Source organism: Nocardia sp. NPDC051052, assembly GCF_044456045.1.
Classification (GTDB): domain Bacteria; phylum Actinomycetota; class Actinomycetes; order Mycobacteriales; family Mycobacteriaceae; genus Nocardia.
In genome coordinates, this window is record NZ_JBITFL010000001.1 from 587,851 (window position 1) to 606,411 (window position 18,561).

Genomic DNA, 18,561 nt, shown 5'->3' on the forward strand with positions numbered 1-18,561 from the left:
CAGCCAACCGTACTGCGTAGGTGGGGCCCGCGTCCTGGCGGAGTGCGCGGCGACCAGTACGCTGATACGGCGGACGAGTTGGCCGGGCGACCGCGGCGTCGGGAACGGGCACGGCTGTGCCGCCGCTCGACGCCGAGGAAAGTCCGGACTCCACAGAGCAGGGCGGTTGCTAACGGCAACCCGGGGCAACCCGCGGGACAGTGCCACAGAGAACAGACCGCCCACGGCCTTCGGGTCGTGTGGTGAGGGTGAAACGGTGCGGTAAGAGCGCACCAGCGCCCCGGGTGACCGGGGCGGCTAGGTAAACCCCGCCCGGAGCAAGGTCAAAGGTCGCACCGTTCGCGGTGCGGCTGCGCAGGTGTTCGAGGGCTGCTCGCCCGAGCCTGCGGGTGGACCGCTCGAGGCACCCGGCAACGGTGTGTCCAGATGGATGGTCGCCCCCCGGTGCGAACCGGGGACAGGATCCGGCTTACAGGCCAACTCGTCCGCCTTTTCGAGTGAGGATCCGCTGGTGGTCGCCAGGCGAATTGCGCGTTAACGGCTGAGATCGGCTCTGTGACCAGATGATTGGGTCGACCGGAGCGGGCGGGATACCAGTACATTGTCGGTCGAGGTTTTGTGCGGTGTGTCCGATTCGGGGCCGCCGCAGGATCGACTGCTAGGAGATCGTCATCAACGTTCACACCATGCTGCGTCGCGCGGGAACCCTCGCATCCGCAACCGCGCTGGCCGCCGTGGCCTGCGCCGGTGTCGCCGCCGCCGCTCCGACCACCACCCCCGCGACGCCACCCACCGTCAACAACGTCGACATCACCGCCGCCGAGTTGAGCGGCAGCGGGTTGGCTGTCTCGGTGAGCTACACCTGCGAGTCGACCGACAAAACCGTGACGCTCCAGGTGTTCGTCCGCAGCACCGGCGAGGGCGCGGAGCAGACGATCGGTGCCAAGACCAAGGCGACGTGCAATGCCGAACGCCAGACGGTATCCGTCACCGCCACGAAGATCGCGGAGTCCGAGCCGTTCACGCCGGCGGCGGGCGAAATGGTGCGCGTCTTCGGCTCATTGGTGTCGGGTGACAGCCAGCAGAGCATCGAAGGCGGCACGGCCGTCAAGCGGCTGACCGTCAAATAGGACGCTCTGATCTTCTGTCGCAGCCGGTTCCGCGGTGCCATCATGGAGGTAGCCGCGGGGCCGGAGCGCCCAGGTGCCCGCTCCTGTTGCCGCCGGGCGCGATTCAGGGGCCGGGCGTGGACATACTTGCGATTCTCAGCAGCATCGTGGGCGCGGGGGTGGTTGTCGGCGGCGTGCTGACGGCCGCGAGTGCGCGGGTGGTCACGCAGTTCGAGAAGGGGCTGATCTTCCGGTTCGGGCGGGTGGTCGGGACGCGAGAACCCGGGCTGCGCATGATGATTCCGTTCGTCGACCGGATGCGGAAGGTGTCGACGCAGATCGTCACCATGCCGGTGCCCGCGCAGGAGGGCATCACCCGCGACAACGTGACGGTGCGGGTGGACGCCGTCGTGTACTTCCGGGTGTTCGACCCGGTCCTCGCGATCGTCGAGGTGCAGAACTATCTGTTCGCCGTCGGGCAGGTGGCGCAGACGTCGTTGCGTTCGATCATCGGCAAGAGCGACCTGGACAGCCTGCTGTCCAATCGCGAGGAGCTGAACAAGGGCCTGGAAATCATGATCGACAGTCCGGCGCTCGGCTGGGGCGTGCACATCGACCGGGTCGAGATCAAGGATGTGGCACTGCCGGATTCGCTGAAACGCTCGATGTCGCGCCAGGCCGAGGCGGAACGCGAACGCCGCGCCAGGGTGATCTCCGCCGAGGGCGAATTGCAGGCCTCGAAGATGCTGGCGCAGGCGGGCGCGCAGATGTCGGAGTCGCCCGCCGCGCTGCAGCTTCGCCTGCTGGAAACCGTCGTTCAGGTTGCGGCGGAAAAGAATTCGACGTTGGTGCTGCCGTTCCCAGTGGAGCTGCTTCGCTTCCTGGAGCGCAGCACGCCGCAGGTGCCGGCCAATCCGCAAGCACCGCGACAGACGACGGCATCGGTGGCACGGGCCGACGAGCCCGCGGCGGTCGCCGAACAGCCCGCGGCGGTAGTCGAACGAGCCGACGAGCCCGCGGCGATCCCCCCGAACCCCGAGCAGCGTCAGCTCGATCCGCCGGACGAAGCGCCGACTACTGACCGTGGCTGAGACTCAGCACATCATTTTGGCCATCTGGTAGATGGCCTTCGCCTCCTCGGGGGTCGCCTCGGCCTTGCCGGACGCGCGCTTGGTGATGCTCTTGACGACGTCGTCCTCGGACTTGCTCGCCTTGATCTCCTTGCAGGTGTCGCTGAGGATGGTGGCGATCTTCGCGTCGTCCTTGCCGTCGGCCAGTTTCGGGAACGCGCCGCGGAAGCTGACGACGAACGCGCCCGCCTTCACATTGTCGACGACTTGCGCGTCACCGCTCGATTGCGCGGCGGGAGCTGAAGAGGAGGGGGTGCTGCTGGCTTTGTCGTCCCCGCAGCCGGTGAGGAGCAGGGCAAAGAGGGTCGCGCTGGCCGCGAGAGCGGCGGTAGTTCTGATCACGGAGCGGGATGCTAGCGGTCCGAGACCAAAGTCGCCTCCCGTCCGGTGAACGGGAGGCGACGTGGTGTGGCAGAAGGCTTGTGGGTCAGACCGGTGCGATGACGAAGACCTGGGCCCAATACGCTGCCTGGTCCGCCCCGAGCAGCGGCAACAGGTAGTCGTACAGAATCGATGACATAGCTGTGGAACTCCCAATTGTCGACGTACAGGACATTTCAGAATGCGCGGGCACAGTGTGAGACCCGCTACTGCGGCCCACGTTAGCAGCCACGTCGCGGCCATGTCGGCGCGGTGAACTCGCCGTGTGTATCTGCCGGTAACTAGCCGGACCGTGATCGACGTCATAAAGTAGTGCGCGTTGGCACGGCCCGTTGCGTGGCCGCAACGAGCCCTTCACACTTCGAATGCGGGAAAGCAGGTCTCAACTCTATGCGGATTGTTCGCTCACTGGTCGCCGGCGCGTTGATCGCCGGGGCTGCTTCGGTTTTCGCCATGATGGGTGCTGGCTCCGCCAGCGCCGTAGCGGTGACGCCGCTGCCGGGTGGGGTGCAGGTCGACCTCAGCCCGGCTGACACGGTCTGGGTCGCCCAGAACCGTTTCGGACAGACCCTCGGTGGTCTGCCTCATCCTTCGGCGGCTTCGTTCGGCGAAGCGTTGGACGCGGCGGCCGCGGTGTCGGCCGCCGTCCCGGGCGGACATGTCACCTTCACCGTCTATGGGCCGCTCGATTCGTTGAACGGCACCATGCTGGCGCTGCAGTAGGTCTGGCGCCCTCAGCGTGGAATTGCATCAGCGGATCGTCTCGGCGCCGGTAGATTTCGGCGCCATCCGTTCCGAATTCGGCCTGGCCTCGGCGTATCCCGCCGAGGCCAGCACGGAAGCCCGCGACGCGTCCGACGCGTTCGCGGGCGACCGGGCCGATCGCACCGACATCCCGTTGGTGACGATCGACCCGCCGGGGGCCATGGATCTGGACCAGGCCCTGCATCTCGAACGCACCGACACCGGCTTTGTCCTGCATTACGCCATCGCCGACGTCGGCGCGGTGATCGATCCGCACGGCGCGCTCGCCAAGGAGTCGAGCGCCAGGGGGCAAACCTTCTACCTACCCGACGGCACCGTGCCGCTGCACCCGCCGGTGCTGTCGGAAGGCACCGCGAGCCTGCTGCCCGAGCAGACCAGGCCCGCCGCGCTGTGGACCATCGAGCTCGACGAAAAGGCTGAACCGCAACGGTTTTCGGTGCAGCGGGCGCTGGTGCGTTCGCGCGCCAGGCTCGACTACGCCGGCGTGCAGGCCGACGCCGACGCGGGCCGACTGCATCCGTCGATCGCCGCCCTGCCGGAATTCGGCACGCGGCGCATCGAACTGGGGCTGCTGCGCGGCGCGATCGGGCTGCGGCTGCCCGCGCAGAGCATTGTGCGCGATGGTAACTCGGACGGCCACTGGCGGCTGATCGTTGAGCCGCGGACCGCCGCCGACGACTGGAACGAGCAAGTTTCACTGCTGACCGGGATGTGTGCGGCGCGCATCATGATCGACGCCGGAGCGCCCGCGCTGTTGCGCACAATGCCGCCGCCCGCCGAGTCGGCAATAGCTTCCATGCATCGCACGGCGGCCGCGTTGGGTGTCGAGTGGCCCGCGGAACTGTCGGTCGGACAGATGCTGGCCGGGTTGGATCCGAATACGCCTGCCGCGCTGGTACTCATGTCGGAGGCGACGAGTCTGTTGCGTGGCGCGTCCTACACGGTGCTGAACGGCGATTCCGAGGTCAGCACCCCGGAAAGCTTGGAGCACAGCGCGATCCGCGCACCCTACGCGCACGTCACCGCGCCGTTGCGCCGCCTGAGCGACCGCTTCAGCACCGAGATCTGCCTAGCGCGTTGCGCGGGAGCCGAAGTCCCGCAATGGGTCCAGGATGGACTCGCCGACACCGCCGACAGCATGCGCCGCAGCGACGCGATCGCGGGCAAAGTGGAACGAGCTTGCATCGACCTCGCCGAGTCGACGTTGCTCGCCGAACGAGCGGGCACCGAGTTCGACGCGGTCGTGGTGCGCGAAGCCAACGGCAACCGAGCAGCCGAGATCTTCATCGCCGACCCACCGGTACTAGGCCCCTGCCAAGGCGAACCCCCGGAAGGCGCCGCCGTCCGAGTCCGCCTCGTATCCGCCGACCCCACCACCCGCAAGATCAGCTTCGCCTACCCCGCGTAAGGCCTGAATCCGCACCCTCACTCGGGATCCGCACTCGCTCTAGGGCCCTATTGCGGATCCCGAGTGAGGGTGCGGCTGTTGTGTCACTCGCCGGAGAGCGCGGTGGCGGCGTCGGGGTAGCGGGTGAGGGCTTGGCGGGCGGCGGTGTCTTCGGCGCCTGCCAGGATGCGGTAGAGGGCCGTGTCTTCGCCTGCGGCACCGGCATCCGCCGCTATGCCGTAGATGGCGTGTTGTGATTCGACGGCGTCGCGGTGGTCGCCCAACACGGTTTGCAGTCGTTTGGCGCGGCCGCCGAGGTCGCTGGCGTCGGTGCCGAGGACCGTCTCGGCGGCCTCACAGGAGTACCGTAATCGCTTGGCGCTCTTGCGGATATCGTGCAGCAGCTCGACGCGCTCGGCGGGGGTGACGGTGGTTTCCCGCTCGATCAGCCCCAGCACGCGCTCACGGTCGCGTTCCAGCACCACGGTGAAGAAATCCGCGGCGGGCACCGCGGCGCGCGAGGAACGCAACGGCGGTTCGGTGCGCCACTCGGTGAGTTCGTCGCGCAACTCGCGGTAGCGCACGCTGTCCAACGCCTGCAGCACGTCCGCGTGCGCGACGGAGTACTTGGCGTTCTCGGCGGTGACCAGACGGGCGGTCACCAATTCGAGGTCGGTCTTCGAATGCTCGGACTGCTGACCATGTTTCGTCAGCAACGTCTGGAAGCGTTCGGCCCGCACCTCGGCGTCGCGCGCGACGCCGAGCACACCGGCCAGCCACTTGAGCTCCTCGCCCATTGTCCTGGCCGGTGTCCGTTCGAACAGCCCGCGATAGGACCGCAGCACGCTGCGCAGCCTGCGGGTGGCCACCCGCATCTGGTGGACCGAATCCGGTTCGTCCCCGCGTACCTCGGGTTCAGCGGCCAGCAGTCGGTCCACGTTGTCGCTGAGCGCCGCGACGATGGCCTTGCCTGCGCTGGCCGTCATGGTTACCCTGCCTTCGCGAATCTATCGGTTGCCTCGATCAAATGATGCGTGATGCCGGGCTCGAAGGAGGCATGTCCGGCGTCTTCGACGATGTGCAGCTCCGAACCGGGCAACGCCTTGTGCAGATCCCAGGCGCTCACCGTGGGGCAGACGATGTCGTGGCGGCCCTGCACGATGACGGTCGGAATGTGCGCGATGGTGTCGGCGTCGCGCAGCAGCTGACCCTCGTCGAGGAAGGCGTGATTGCGGAAGTAGTGGTTCTCGATCCGCGCGAAGGCGAGCGCGAACCGCGGATCGGCGGATTCGGTGACCCGATCCGGTTGCGGCAGCAGCGAACTCGTCGCGCCCTCCCAGGTGGACCAGGCGACCGCGGCCGCGAGCGCGACCTCCTCGTCGGCGGAGTGCAGCAGCCGGTGATAGACCTCGACCAGGTCTTCGCCGCGCTCGGCCGCCGGCACCGGCGCGAGGTATTTCTCCCACTCGTCGGGATACACGTAGCCCGCGGCGCCGTTGTAGTACCAGTCGATTTCCTTGCGGCGCAACAGGAAGATGCCGCGCAGCACCAGCTCGGTCACCCGATCCGGGTACGTCTCGGCGTAGGCGAGCGCGAGGGTCGAACCCCACGAGCCGCCGAACACCTGCCAGCGTTCGATGCCGAGATGGGTTCGCAGCGCCTCGATGTCGGCGATCAGATGCTGGGTGGTGTTGGTCGTCAGGCTCGGGTCGTCGGCGAGGTGCGGCGTGGAGCGCCCGCAGCCGCGCTGATCGAGCAGCACGATCCGGTAGGCCGCCGGGTCGAAGAACCGCCGCTGGGCCGGCGAGGTGCCGCCGCCGGGGCCGCCGTGCAGAAAGACCACCGGCTTGCCGTCGGGATTACCGCTGACCTCCCAGTACATCGACTGGCCGTCGCCGACGTCGAGCTTGCCGGAGTCGTAGGCCTCGATCTCGGGGTACAGCGTCCGCAACTGTGTGCCGCCCATCAGAACGCCAGGCCCGAGGCCAGATCGGGCAGCTCCAGCGCCTGGATCGCCTCCTGGTGCACGTCGGGGCAGCTCTTGGTGGTGAGGCGGTCGACGATCGGCTTGTCGGCCAGCACCGCGCCGTTGATGCCGCCGTTGCGCAGCGCCCACTCGTGCACCAGCGCGTTGAGGCCGATCTTGCCGAGCGTGGGGCCCTGCACCCGCCAGTTCGACAGCTCGGGCTTGATCATGTCGCAGAGCTGGGCGGAGGCGGCATCGGAGATCACCGGCGGGGCCGGCTTGTTCGTGCCCGCGGTGCCGCCCGGCTTGGTGGTCGCCGTCGCCGACCCCGTTGTCGAGCCCGAGCTCCCGGTCGGAGCCGGGTTCGACTCGCTTCCGCATGCGGTCAGTGCTGCGGCGGCGAAAACGCCCGCCAGCAGCAGCGTGCTGCGTGAAATCCAACGGCTGTGCGGCATCTGTACCTCAACTTCTATCGCGAATGTCCGCATCGAGTCTGCCATTGATTCGCGGCCGCGGCCCGGACTGTGTGTCTATCGGAACGCGACGCGCAGTTCGTCCAGCAGCGCTTCGACGCAGCGGGCGAAGCGGGGGATGGAGGTGTCGATGGTGCGCCAGGGGTGGAGCGCGATCAAGGGGGCGAGGCGTTCGGCGAGGGCGATCTCGGCGGCGGAAATCGGGCCCCAGTGCGCGAAGTAGGCGTCGCGATGCGGGTTGTGCAGGATGCGATGGGAGAGGAAGGGGTGGGTGATCACGGCGTCGCCCCAGTCGAACAGTCGTCCGGTGCCCGCGAAGACGTTGCCGGGGTGGACGTCGTTGTGTTCGATGGTGAGCCTGCCGTATTCGGCCAGTTCGGCGGCGGCCTCCTCGACGCGGTGGCCGAGGCGGGGGACGCGCGGCTCGAAGTGGCGGTAGATCGTGCCGAGCCGGGAGGGCGGCAGGTAGGGGGTGCCGGTGGCGATCAGGTCGTCGATGTGCGCGGTGAGGGACTGCTGGAGGCCGGCGTAGGAGCGGAGCAGCCCGGACCATTCGGCGTCGGTGTCGCGCGCGGTGTCGCCGCCGTGCGGGCTCAGCAGCCAGCCGTGCTCCTCTTGCACCGCAAGGGGTTCCAGCACGCTACCGGGACGAAGGCGGGCGAGCAGCTGGATCAGCGGTCCCTCGTGGGCGAACGCGCGGGCGTTGGCCTTCGCCCACACCGGGCCGGTTTCGGTCGGGATACGGGCGGTCAGCGACCAGGCGCGACGGCGGGTGATCGTCGGTGTGCCGGTGACTTCGATCTCTTGCGCCTTGAGCGCGCTCGCCGCCCAATCGAGTAACGGTTCGTCCGGCTGGCCGAGCAGTGCGGCGGGGGCGTGCACTGCTCGGCCGGTCATCGTTACTCCATGGCGTCGATCTAAAAGCTGTGTTCGGGCCCGGGGTAGGTGCCCCGGGCTACCTCATCAGCGTAGGCCGCCGCGGCGGTGCGCAGTTCATCACCGACATTGCCGAACCGCTTGACGAACTTGGCGGTCTTGCCGCTGGTGTATCCGGCCATGTCCTGCCAGACCAGCACCTGCGCATCGGTTTCCACGCCGGCGCCGATGCCGATGGTGGGGATGGTCAGCTTGCGGGTGGCCTGCGCGGCCAGCTCGGCCGGCACCATCTCCATGACCACGGCGAACGCACCGGCCTCCTGGACCGCGATGGCGTCGGCGATGAGCTGCTCGGCGCCGTCGCCGCGACCCTGCACGCGGAACCCGCCGAGGGTGTTGACGCTCTGCGGCGTGAACCCGATGTGCGCCATCACCGGAATGCCCGCGGCGGTGATCAGCGCGATCTGCTCGGCGACCCGCTCACCGCCCTCGAACTTCACCGCCTGCGCCTGGCCCTCCTTCATGAACCGGGTCGCGGTGGCCAGTGCCTGCTGCGCGGAGGACTCGTAGGTGCCGAACGGCAGGTCGGCCACCACCAGCGCGTGCGGTGCGCCGCGCACCACGCCGCGGACCAGCGGGAGCAGCTCGTCCACGGTGATCGGCACGGTGGTGTCATAGCCGTAGACCACGTTGGCGGCCGAGTCGCCGACCAACAGCACCGGGATGCCCGCTTCCTCGAATATCCGGGCCGAGGAATAGTCGTACGCGGTGAGCATGGCCCAGCGCTGGCCGTCGGCCTTCATCTGCTGCAGGTGCTGCACCCGGGTCTTGCGCATAGCCTTCTTGGGCTGGCTGGGTGCCGCACCGTAGGCAGGGGTTTCCGAATCGGATACGGACATCTTCGTCCCTTTCGTCTGCTGTCTCCTCGGGGCCCATCCGGGTCCCCGGGTTCATCTGACAAACCCCAGTCTGCCACCCCCCACCAGCCCAAACGAACCCCTTCCCACGATGCGATTCCTCACACCCCATCCCAGCCGCACTTGACGCACGGTTCGTGCTCTTGACGCATCCCGCAACGTGCGTCAGGAGCACGTTCGCTACGTCAAGTGGGCGGGAGCTAGGGCTTCTGGCCGGTGCGTTGTCTCCGGCGAGCAGTGGAGCTGTCAGTATCTGTGGATGGGTTTGGTTCGGAGTGGGCGCGGGGCGCTGGTGGTGGCGGTGCTGGCGTTGGTCGCGGCGGGGTGCACGGTCGACGGGCATCCGACGGGGCCGATGCCCGCGGCGCCGGCTGAGTTGGCGAAGTTCTATACGCAGACTGTTCAGTGGGGGGCGTGTAGCGGGTTCGGGTCGCAGGACGATCGGTTCGCGCCGAGCGCGCAGTGTGCGCGGATCACGGTGCCGGTCGACTATGCCGCGCCGGACGGGCCGACCGCGCAGATCGCTGTCTCGCGGATCAAGGCGTCCGGTAAGAAGATCGGTTCGCTGCTGATGAATCCGGGTGGGCCGGGGGAGTCGGGCCTGACGATGTCGGCGCTGGGCAATAAGACGCCGCTGGCCGAGCGCTTCGATCGGGTCGGCTTCGACCCGCGCGGTGTCGGCTCCTCGACTCCGGCCATCGTGTGCGAGACCGCGCAGGAGCAGGACGCCGAGCGGGCCGAACCGCAGAAGGACAACACGCCCGAGGGCATCGCCGCGGCGGAAAACGAGAATCGGCAGTACGCGGATCGCTGTACCGAGCACACCGGCAAGGATTTCCTCAGCCGAGTCGGCACCCGCGAGGTGGTGCAGGACATGGACGTGCTGCGCGCGGCGCTCGGCGACGCGAAGCTCAGCTACCTGGGCTACTCCTACGGCACCAAGATCGGTTCGGCCTACGCCGAGAAGTTCCCGGACCACGTGCGCGCCCTCGTCCTGGACGGTGCCGTCGACTCCGCCCAGGATCCGGTGCAGGAGTCGCTGCGGCAGGCGGCGGGCTTCCAGAAGGTGTTCGACGCCTATGCCGCGGACTGCGCGGGCAAGGCGGACTGCCCGCTCGGCACCGACAAGACGCAGGCGGTGCAGCGCTTCCGCGCGCTGGTGAATCCGTTGTGGGACAAGACCGTACCGACCACCGACCCGCGCGGCCTCAACTACGGTGACGCGCTCACCGGCGTACGCCAAGCCCTCTATACCAACGATCTGTGGCCGGTACTCACCCTCGGCCTGTCCGAACTGCGCGACGGCCGCGGTGACACCCTGCTGCAACTGGCCGACCTGTACGACGGCCGCCGCGACGACGGCACCTACAACAACACCTCCGACGCGTTCACCGCCATTCGCTGCGTGGACGACCCGCGCATCAGCGACCGCGACGTCACCGCCAAGCAGGACATCGAATACCGCAAGGCGGCGCCGTTCCTCGACGACGGTCGCGGCACCGGCGCGGCCCCGCTGGACCAGTGCACGGTCTGGCCGGTGCCGAATACCAGTGAGCCGCACCGGATCACGGTGACCGGGTTGCCGAAGACGGTGGTCGTGTCGACCACCGAGGATCCGGCGACGCCGTACCAGGCGGGCGTCGACCTGGCCGCTCAGCTGGGTGCCTCGCTGCTGACCTACAAGGGCAACAGGCACACGGTCGCGCTCTCGGGTGGATCGTCGTGCGTGGACAACGCGGTCATCGACTATCTGGTCGACCTGACCGACCCGGCGCCGGGGCTCACCTGCTGAGCGGACCGGCGCTGATGTCATTTCGCACAACAAGGACAGCACACTCAGCGTGTATGTAACACGGATTTAACGCCGGGTGCTTACTCTCGCGGACATGGATCGCCAGAAGGAATTCGTGCTGCGGACGCTCGAAGAGCGGGATATCCGCTTCGTGCGGCTCTGGTTCACCGACGTGCTGGGTTACCTCAAGTCCGTCGCCATCGCTCCCGCCGAGCTGGAGGGCGCTTTCGAGGAGGGCATCGGCTTCGACGGCTCCGCCATCGAGGGCTTTGCCCGGGTGTCGGAGGCCGACATGGTCGCCCGCCCGGATCCGTCCACCTTCCAGGTCCTGCCGTGGGCGACGAGCAAGGGCCACCAGCACTCCGCGCGGATGTTCTGCGACATCACCATGCCCGACGGCTCGCCGTCCTGGGCCGACCCGCGCCACGTGCTGCGCCGCCAGCTGAACAAGGCCGCCGACGTCGGCTTCAGCTGCTACGTGCATCCCGAGATCGAGTTCTTCCTGCTGGAAAACGGCCCGGTGGACGGCTCGCAGCCGATCCCGGCCGATTCCGGCGGCTTCTTCGACCAGGCCGTGCACGACTCGGCGCCCAACTTCCGCAGGCACGCGATCGACGCGCTGGAGTCGATGGGCATCTCGGTCGAGTTCAGCCACCACGAGGGCGCGCCCGGTCAGCAGGAGATCGACCTGCGCTACGCCGACGCGCTGTCCATGGCCGACAACGTGATGACCTTCCGCTACCTGATCAAGGAAGTCGGCATCGACGAGGGCGTGCGCGCGACGTTCATGCCCAAGCCGTTCGCGCAGTACCCGGGCTCGGCGATGCACACGCACATGAGCCTGTTCGAGGGCGAGGCGAACGCCTTCCACGATCCGGACGACCCGATCAACCTGTCCGGCACCGCGCGGGCGTTCATCGCGGGCATCCTGGAGCACGCGCCGGAGATCAGCGCGATCACCAATCAGTGGGTGAACTCCTACAAGCGGCTCATCCACGGCGGCGAGGCGCCGACCGCGGCCTCGTGGGGCCGGTCGAACCGGTCCGCGCTGGTGCGGGTGCCGATGTACACGCCGAACAAGTCCTCCTCGCGTCGCGTCGAGATCCGCAGCCCAGACTCGGCCTGCAACCCGTACCTGACCTTCGCCGTGCTGCTCGCGGCCGGTCTGCGCGGCATCGAGAAGGGTTACACACTGCCGCCGGAGGCCGAGGACGACGTGTGGTCGCTGACCGTCGCCGAGCGGCGCGCGATGGGCTTCCGTGAACTGCCCGGCACGCTGGACGAGGCGCTGCAGGCGATGGAGCGGTCCGAACTGGTCGCCGAGACCCTCGGTGAGCACGTGTTCGACTTCTTCCTGCGCAACAAGCGCCGGGAGTGGGCCGACTACCGCAGCCAGGTGACGCCGTACGAGCTCAAGGAATATCTCGGTCTGTAGCGAGCGCCGCCGTTCCGCAACCGAATGTATGTCCAGGGACGGGCTGGTCGTTAGCCGCGACCATGTAATTTGAGACCTATGGTCCGGCCTCCGACTGCCCGCTCCGCGGTCCCCGGCGTCGGTCGGCTCGGTCTGCTCGAGCCCTCCGCCGCCGCCTCGCTGCACGAATTGGGCTGGGACAACGTCGAAAGTATCCCCGTGTTGTGGGCGCTGTCGCGCGCGCCCGACGCCGACCTGGCGTTGAATACGCTGGTCAAATTGCGCGAGCGGATGGAAAACGATTGGGCCGCACTGGATTCGGCGATCCGTGCGGAAACGGCGTTGCGCGGCAGGCTGTTCGCGTTGCTCGGCTCGTCCAGCGCGTTCGCCGACCATCTCGTCGTCGACCCGTCGGCCTGGCAGATCTTGCGCCGCAAGGAGCTGCCGAGCCGCGACGAATTGATCGCCGATTTGCTGGACGCGGTGCACGCGGTGCCGGAGGAGGGGCCTAACGCGTCGAACACAGCGTCGCCACGAGACTCCACGGGGGGTGGTGGTCAGGCGACGGGTGAACTTCTGTTCCGGGCTGGTGAATCCGGACCCGAGGTGGTCGCGCTGTTGCGCAAGCGGTATCGCGATCAGCTGCTGCTGCTCGCGGCGCTCGACCTCGCGGCCACCGTCGAGAATGAACCGGTACTGGCGTACCAGGTGGTCGGCCGTCATCTGACCGCGCTGGCCGATGCCGCGCTCACCGCGGCACTGTCGGTGGCGGTGGCTCGGGTGTGCAAGGACGGCCCGGTGCCGGTGCGGCTCGCGGTGATCGCCATGGGCAAGAGCGGTGCGTGCGAGCTCAACTACGTCAGCGATGTCGACGTGGTGTTCGTCGCGGAACCTGCCGACGCCACCGCGACCCGGCTCGCGGCCGAGATGATGAGCGTTGCCAGCGCGGCCTACTTCGAGGTCGACGCGGCGCTGCGGCCGGAGGGCAAGGCGGGCGCGCTGGTGCGCACGCTGGATTCCCATGTCGCCTATTACAAGCGGTGGGCGCGGACCTGGGAGTTCCAGGCGCTGCTGAAGAACCGGCCGATGACCGGCGACCTCGAGCTCGGCCAGCAGTACAAAGACGCGCTGATGCCGATGGTGTGGACCGCCTCCGAGCGCCCCGACTTCGTCGCCGATGTACAGGCGATGCGGCGCCGGGTGGAAGACCTGGTGCCCGCCGACATGCGGGAGCGCGAGCTGAAATTGGGGCACGGCAGCCTGCGCGACGTCGAATTCGCCGTCCAGCTCCTGCAATTGGTGCACGGCCGGGTGGACGAGGCGCTGCACGTGCAGGGCACCGTCGAAGCGCTCACGGCGTTGGCCGCCGGTGGCTATATCGGCCGCGACGACGCCGCGAATCTCACTGCGTCGTACGAGTTTCTGCGACTACTCGAACACCGCCTGCAACTGCAGCGCCTGCGGCGCACGCACACCTTGCCCGCCTCCGACGATGAGGAGGGCATGCGCTGGCTGGCCCGCGCCGCACACATCCGGCCGGACGGCAGGCAGGACGCCGTCGGCGTGCTGGCCGCCGAGATCCGCCGGAATGCCGTGCGGGTGCGGCGATTACACGCCAAGCTGTTCTACCGCCCGCTGCTCGAATCGGTGGTCAAGCTGGAACCCGAGGCGCTGCGGCTCAGCCCCGATGCGGCGATCCGGCAGTTGGCCGCGCTCGGCTACCAGGCGCCCGAACACGCGCTCGGGCACCTCAAAGCGCTCACCAGCGGGGTGTCGCGCAAGGGCCGGATCCAGGCGCTGCTGCTGCCGACCCTGCTCGAATGGCTCGGCGAGACACCGAATCCCGACGCGGGCCTGCTCGCCTACCGGCGGGTGTCGGAGGGGCTCGGCGACCAGACCTGGTTCCTGCGCGAACTGCGCGACGAGGGCGCCATCGCGCAGCGGCTGATGATCGTGCTCGGCTCCTCGGAGTACCTGCCCGATCTGCTGATCAACGCGCCCGACACCATCCGCATGTACGCCGACGGGCCGGGCGGTCCGTTGCTGCTCAGCCCGCAGCCCGAAGATGTCGCACGCGGCATCATGACGGCCGCTGCCCGCTACAACGACCCGAAACGTGCGGTGGGCGCGGCGCGTTCGCTGCGTAGGCACGAGCTGGCCCGCGTCGCGTCGGCCGATCTGCTCGGCATGCTCGACGTCAAACAGGTCTGCCGTGCGCTGTCCTCGGTGTGGGTCGCGGTGCTGGAAGCCTCACTCGCGGCGGTGATTCGGGCCAGCGAGGCGGAGCTGGGCGCGCCCGCGCCCGCCGACTTCGCGGTGATCGGCATGGGCAGGCTCGGCGGCAAGGAACTCGGCTACGGATCCGACGCCGACGTGCTGTTCGTCTGCGATCCCCGCCCCGGCGAGGACGAGACCAAGGCCGTGAAGTGGGCGATCAGTGTCGCCGACAAGGTGCAGAAGCTGCTCGGCGCACCGAGCACCGACCCGCCGCTGCTGGTGGACGCCGGGCTGCGGCCCGAGGGACGCAACGGCGCGCTGGTCCGCACGCTGGCCGCCTACGACGCCTACTACCAGCAGTGGGCGCAGTCGTGGGAGGTGCAGGCGTTGCTGCGGGCCCATCAGGTCGCGGGCGACCAGCGGCTCGGCGTGCGCTTCCTGCACGTCATCGACAAGGTGCGCTACCCGGAGGGCGGGGTGTCGACCGAAGCGGTGCGCGAGATCCGCCGGATCAAGGCCCGCATCGACGCCGAACGACTACCCCGCAACGCCAACCCGGCCACCCACACCAAGCTTGGCCGCGGCGGCCTCGCCGATATCGAGTGGACCGTTCAGCTGATGCAGCTGCGTTACGCCCACGATGTGCTCGGCCTGCACAACACGTCAACGTTGGAGTCGCTCAACGTCATCGAGGAGACCAAGCTGCTCGACGCGTCCGATGTCGCGCTGCTCCGTGACGCGTGGCTCACCGCGACCAAGGCCCGCAACGCACTGGTTTTGGTGCGCGGCAAACCCGCCGACCAGCTACCCGGACCTGGCCGCTTGCTGTCCGCGGTCGCCCGGGTGGCAGGCTGGCCCAACGATGACGGCAGCGAGTTCCTCGACCACTACATGCGCGTGACCCGTCGCGCGAAAGCGGTGGTGGAGCGCGTCTTCGGCCAGTAGGGCGGTCGCCGCGCCTATTGGGGCTGGTTCGCGATCGACGGGGCGGGGTCGATGAGTAGACCTGTTCGCTCGGCGCGTTTTTCGCCCCACTCGTAGAGGGCGGTGAGGGCTGGGACGAGGCTCCAGCCTTCGTCGGTGAGGTCGTATTCGACCTGTGGTGGCATGGTGTCGAAGACGGTGCGGCGGACCAGTCCGTCGGCTGCCAGTTCACGTAACTGCTGAACGAGCATCTTCTCGCTGGTCGTCGGCATCAGCCTGCGCAGCTCGCCGTAACGGCGCACGCCCTCTTTGAGGTGGGCGAGGATTACCGGCTTCCACTTGCCGCCGATGAGGTCGACGGTCACCTCCACCGCGCAGTGGTAGCGCTTCTCGACCATCGCTCGCCTCCGGGTACTCACTAAAAAGTGCGTTCTTGTAACACTGTAATCATCGCGATTCCATGAACGGGAGTACTTACTCCCTACTGCAGACATGGAGCCCGAATCCCTATGAAGGTCATTGTTTTCGACCGTTTCAAGCCCGGCGTGACCTTGGAAACCATCAACCCGTACCTGCCCGAGGAGGTCGCCAATGTGTGGCGGCTGTGGAAGGCGGGCATCGTGCGGGAGAACTACGCGCGCGCCGATGAGCCGGGCGTGGTGATCGTGTTCGAGGTGGACAGCGTCGAAGAGGCGCAGCGGTACGTCGCCGACTTCCCACTCACCAAGGCCGGTTATCTGGAGTGGACCTACGTCCCGGTGCAGGCCCCGCTGCCGCTGGAGGCGTTGATGGACCCGAAGGTCGACGTCGCCGAGCCCTACGACCGGACCAAGTGAGGGCGCGGCCATGCGAAACGCCTTCGGTCTCCGCATTCCGCAAACCGTCGCGGACGCGTGCGATCCCACCCGGATGGCGGTACTGATCTACGACATGCAGGTCGGCATCGTCGGTCAGGTTCCCGACGGCGACAGGATCGTGCGAGCCTGCGTGCGGTTGCGAGATGCCGCTCGGGCCAACGGGTTTCGTGTCTTCTACACCCGGCACGTGTCGCTGCCGATCGCTGCCTCCGGCGTTTCGCAACTGCGTACCGCCATGCAATGGCAACGGGTGGACGATCTGGACGAATTGCACGCCAGCTTTCCGCAGGGATCGCCGCAATACCAGCTCGTACCGGAACTGACTCCCAACTCGGACGAGGTCGTCTTCGACAAGATCACCATGTCGGCCTTCGCGGCGACGCCCCTGGATATCGCGTTGCGCGACTGCGGCATCGACTCCTACGCGATCGCGGGCATCGCCATGGAGGTCGGGATCGAACCCACGGTCCGGCACAGCCTCGACCTCGGGTACCTGCCGATCATGGTCACCGACGCGTGCGGTGCGGGACATCCGCTGGCCGCGCAAAGGTCGCACGCCACTTTGGAATTCGCGGGCGGATCGTTGATCACCGAGACCGCGGCACTGATCGATCTGATGACCGGGCCCTGATTTCCCTGGCGCACAGGCACCCCACGGACAGCTGTCCGCCGTGGGGACGAGGGATGTGCCTGTGCGCTAGGGGATTTGCCCACCGGTGAGTGCCTGGAAGCGGTCGACGAACTCGCGAAGCGCTAGACGGTCTTCGTCGATTTCGGGACGGTGCCCGTGCTCGACGGTCACCGTCACGACGCTGCCCGCCCGCAGTCGCAGCACGTCCAAGCAGGTCGGGAGTAGGGGCGCATGCACACTGCGTCCATTGCCGCTGACCGTGATCCGCGAGGTATACCCGATCATCGCCAGCAGAAGTTCTTCGGCGCTGTCGGCGGTAAGCGGTGCGGCCACGCGAAACTCTTCGACATACATCCGGCCCTCCTCCGATGCCTGCGGTGCATTCTAGGCGGCGGACTTCAGGAACGACGGCGTCTTGTAGGGGGCCGTCTCGGTCCGGCAACGTTGTCGGCGTGGGCGCAGCCTGCCGATCGCCGCAGTCGCCCGAGAACTCCACGGTCGGCGCACAGCATCTCCACATCCGCCACCTAGGGTCGGGGCATGCCGAAATGGTTGAAGCGAGTAGTGCTCGGGGTGGGATGGTGCGCGCTGGCGGCGGGAGTCGCCGGAGTCGTACTGCATTTCGGAGCTTGGCAGCAGCGGCCACTGGTCCTGTTGCAGTCGGGGGCGTCGTACCTGATGGTCGGTGCGCTGGTCGGGTTGGTGATCTTCCTGGCCGCGCGTGGCTGGCGCAGCGCGGGCGTGGCCGGGGTCCTGGTGGGTGTCGTGCTGTGGACCCTGGTGCCCACGTTCGTCCCGGAGAGCCGGGCGGCCAGTGGTCCCGAGGTGATGGTGATGCAGTCGAACCTGCTGTTCGGGCAGGCCGATGTCGACGCGGTGGTGCGGGCGGTGCGGGACAACCGGATCGACGTGCTCACCGTGGACGAACTGACCAAGAGCGCGGTCGATCGGCTGGCCGCCGCGCAACTCGGCGAGCAGCTGCCGTACTCCTACCTCCAGCCGACCGCCGACGGTGGTGGCGGCACCGGCATCTACAGCCGATATCCGTTGCGAGACACCAAGAAATATGACGGCTTCGTGCTGAATCAGGTGTCCGCGATCATGGATCACCCTGCGCGCGGGCCGATCACGGTGTTCGCCTTCCATCCGATCCCGCCCCCGTTCAACTTTTCCGACTGGCTCGTAGAGATGCCCAGGATTCGCGAAATCCTTGACGCGCAACCGGGTCCGGCGATCGTCGGTGCCGACTTCAACGCGACCCGCGATCACGCGGCCTATCGCGAACTGCTGCACGGCCGCTTCGAGTCGGCGGCCGACCAGGTGGGCGCCGGCTTACTGCCGACGTTCCCCAACGATCGCTCCTGGGGGCCGATCATCGGCATCGACCACATCCTGCTCGCCGATGCGACCGCGCAGGAGGTGCGCACGCTGAGTGTTCCTGGTTCCGATCACCGCGCGTTGATCGCCAGGGTGCGGTTGAATTGATCTCGCAGGCACGGTGCGGTACGGGTCAGCGCGCGTAGGTCTTTCGACCGTTGGTGATGCGCGCGCGGGTGCGCGGCGACTACCGGCTCGACGCGGTCCTCGGCGCCACGGTGGCCATTCGCGACCAGGATCCGAGCGATTCGAAGAACGCGCACGGTTCGGCGTTCGAGCGGGTGACCGCGGTGCAGATCGGTCATTCGGACGGTGCGCAAGGTTGCAAGTCGATCACCACGCAGC

General features: G+C 67.8%; 19 protein-coding genes and 1 other RNA gene. 11 read left to right on the top strand and 9 right to left on the bottom strand.

Annotated features, from left to right (window positions below; genetic code table 11):
- Positions 1–74: 74 nt before the first annotated feature.
- From rnpB to ACIBCN_RS02605, 3 genes are all read left to right on the top strand, one after another.
- Positions 75–488, top strand: an RNA gene (rnpB, locus tag ACIBCN_RS02595) — RNase P RNA component class A.
- A gap of 198 nt (positions 489–686) precedes the next feature.
- Complete coding sequence (locus tag ACIBCN_RS02600; protein WP_396989703.1) at positions 687–1,130, top strand: hypothetical protein; 444 nt, start codon at positions 687–689, stop codon at positions 1,128–1,130.
- A gap of 131 nt (positions 1,131–1,261) precedes the next feature.
- Positions 1,262–2,200: a slipin family protein gene (locus tag ACIBCN_RS02605; RefSeq protein WP_396990166.1), complete on the top strand. Its 939-nt coding sequence runs from the start codon at positions 1,262–1,264 to the stop codon at positions 2,198–2,200.
- A 3-nt stretch (positions 2,201–2,203) separates the two neighbouring features.
- Here ACIBCN_RS02605 and ACIBCN_RS02610 read toward each other — a convergent pair whose 3' ends face one another.
- Entirely contained in the window at positions 2,204–2,581 is a 378-nt protein-coding gene (locus tag ACIBCN_RS02610) for a hypothetical protein (protein ID WP_396989704.1), read from the bottom strand.
- A 429-nt stretch (positions 2,582–3,010) separates the two neighbouring features.
- Between ACIBCN_RS02610 and ACIBCN_RS02615 the strand changes: the two genes are divergently transcribed.
- On the top strand, positions 3,011–3,343 hold the full coding sequence (locus ACIBCN_RS02615) for a hypothetical protein (protein WP_150408191.1): 333 nt from the start codon (positions 3,011–3,013) through the stop codon (positions 3,341–3,343).
- 16 nt (positions 3,344–3,359) lie between these two features.
- Positions 3,360–4,793, top strand: coding sequence for an RNB domain-containing ribonuclease (locus ACIBCN_RS02620; RefSeq protein ID WP_396989705.1), 1,434 nt, complete (start codon positions 3,360–3,362; stop codon positions 4,791–4,793).
- An 83-nt stretch (positions 4,794–4,876) separates the two neighbouring features.
- Here ACIBCN_RS02620 and ACIBCN_RS02625 read toward each other — a convergent pair whose 3' ends face one another.
- The 5 genes from ACIBCN_RS02625 to panB form a co-directional block, all read right to left on the bottom strand.
- A complete protein-coding gene (locus ACIBCN_RS02625; protein ID WP_396989706.1) occupies positions 4,877–5,758 on the bottom strand; it encodes a CHAD domain-containing protein in 882 nt (293 codons plus the stop codon).
- A 2-nt stretch (positions 5,759–5,760) separates the two neighbouring features.
- A complete protein-coding gene (pip, locus tag ACIBCN_RS02630; protein ID WP_396989707.1) occupies positions 5,761–6,738 on the bottom strand; it encodes a prolyl aminopeptidase in 978 nt (325 codons plus the stop codon).
- Positions 6,738–7,193 carry a hypothetical protein gene (locus ACIBCN_RS02635; protein WP_396989708.1) on the bottom strand — a complete coding sequence of 152 codons (456 nt, stop codon included), beginning with the start codon at positions 7,191–7,193 and terminating at the stop codon, positions 6,738–6,740. The genes pip and ACIBCN_RS02635 overlap by 1 nt, the downstream gene beginning before the upstream one ends.
- Before the next feature lie 75 nt (positions 7,194–7,268).
- On the bottom strand, positions 7,269–8,108 hold the full coding sequence (locus ACIBCN_RS02640; RefSeq protein WP_396989709.1) for a phosphotransferase: 840 nt from the start codon (positions 8,106–8,108) through the stop codon (positions 7,269–7,271).
- A gap of 20 nt (positions 8,109–8,128) precedes the next feature.
- Complete coding sequence (panB, locus tag ACIBCN_RS02645; protein WP_396989710.1) at positions 8,129–8,986, bottom strand: 3-methyl-2-oxobutanoate hydroxymethyltransferase; 858 nt, start codon at positions 8,984–8,986, stop codon at positions 8,129–8,131.
- A gap of 277 nt (positions 8,987–9,263) precedes the next feature.
- Here panB and ACIBCN_RS02650 point away from each other — a divergent pair, with 277 nt between their 5' ends.
- From ACIBCN_RS02650 to ACIBCN_RS02660, 3 genes are all read left to right on the top strand, one after another.
- The gene (locus tag ACIBCN_RS02650) at positions 9,264–10,796 is read left to right on the top strand and encodes an alpha/beta hydrolase (RefSeq protein ID WP_396989711.1); all 1,533 of its coding nucleotides are present in this window, start codon (positions 9,264–9,266) and stop codon (positions 10,794–10,796) included.
- A 94-nt stretch (positions 10,797–10,890) separates the two neighbouring features.
- Positions 10,891–12,231: a glutamine synthetase family protein gene (locus ACIBCN_RS02655; protein ID WP_150408211.1), complete on the top strand. Its 1,341-nt coding sequence runs from the start codon at positions 10,891–10,893 to the stop codon at positions 12,229–12,231.
- A 78-nt stretch (positions 12,232–12,309) separates the two neighbouring features.
- A complete protein-coding gene (locus ACIBCN_RS02660) occupies positions 12,310–15,372 on the top strand; it encodes a bifunctional [glutamine synthetase] adenylyltransferase/[glutamine synthetase]-adenylyl-L-tyrosine phosphorylase (protein WP_396989712.1) in 3,063 nt (1,020 codons plus the stop codon).
- A 14-nt stretch (positions 15,373–15,386) separates the two neighbouring features.
- Here the strand turns inward: ACIBCN_RS02660 and ACIBCN_RS02665 are convergent, their stop codons facing one another.
- Positions 15,387–15,749, bottom strand: a complete 363-nt coding sequence (locus ACIBCN_RS02665) for a winged helix-turn-helix transcriptional regulator (protein WP_396989713.1) — start codon at positions 15,747–15,749, stop codon at positions 15,387–15,389.
- A 111-nt stretch (positions 15,750–15,860) separates the two neighbouring features.
- On the opposite strand from ACIBCN_RS02665, the gene ACIBCN_RS02670 reads away from it, so the two are divergent.
- Positions 15,861–16,187, top strand: coding sequence for a hypothetical protein (locus ACIBCN_RS02670; protein WP_396989714.1), 327 nt, complete (start codon positions 15,861–15,863; stop codon positions 16,185–16,187).
- 10 nt (positions 16,188–16,197) lie between these two features.
- Positions 16,198–16,839 carry a cysteine hydrolase gene (locus ACIBCN_RS02675; protein WP_396989715.1) on the top strand — a complete coding sequence of 214 codons (642 nt, stop codon included), beginning with the start codon at positions 16,198–16,200 and terminating at the stop codon, positions 16,837–16,839.
- Positions 16,840–16,905: 66 nt separating this feature from the next.
- Here ACIBCN_RS02675 and ACIBCN_RS02680 read toward each other — a convergent pair whose 3' ends face one another.
- The gene (locus ACIBCN_RS02680; protein ID WP_396989716.1) at positions 16,906–17,193 is read right to left on the bottom strand and encodes a hypothetical protein; all 288 of its coding nucleotides are present in this window, start codon (positions 17,191–17,193) and stop codon (positions 16,906–16,908) included.
- Between the two features lie 186 nt (positions 17,194–17,379).
- Here ACIBCN_RS02680 and ACIBCN_RS02685 point away from each other — a divergent pair, with 186 nt between their 5' ends.
- On the top strand, positions 17,380–18,324 hold the full coding sequence (locus ACIBCN_RS02685) for an endonuclease/exonuclease/phosphatase family protein (protein WP_396989717.1): 945 nt from the start codon (positions 17,380–17,382) through the stop codon (positions 18,322–18,324).
- Here ACIBCN_RS02685 and ACIBCN_RS02690 read toward each other — a convergent pair.
- Positions 18,288–18,521, bottom strand: coding sequence for a hypothetical protein (locus ACIBCN_RS02690; RefSeq protein WP_396989718.1), 234 nt, complete (start codon positions 18,519–18,521; stop codon positions 18,288–18,290). The two genes, ACIBCN_RS02685 and ACIBCN_RS02690, sit on opposite strands and share 37 nt — an antisense overlap.
- Between the last annotated feature and the right edge of the window lie 40 nt (positions 18,522–18,561).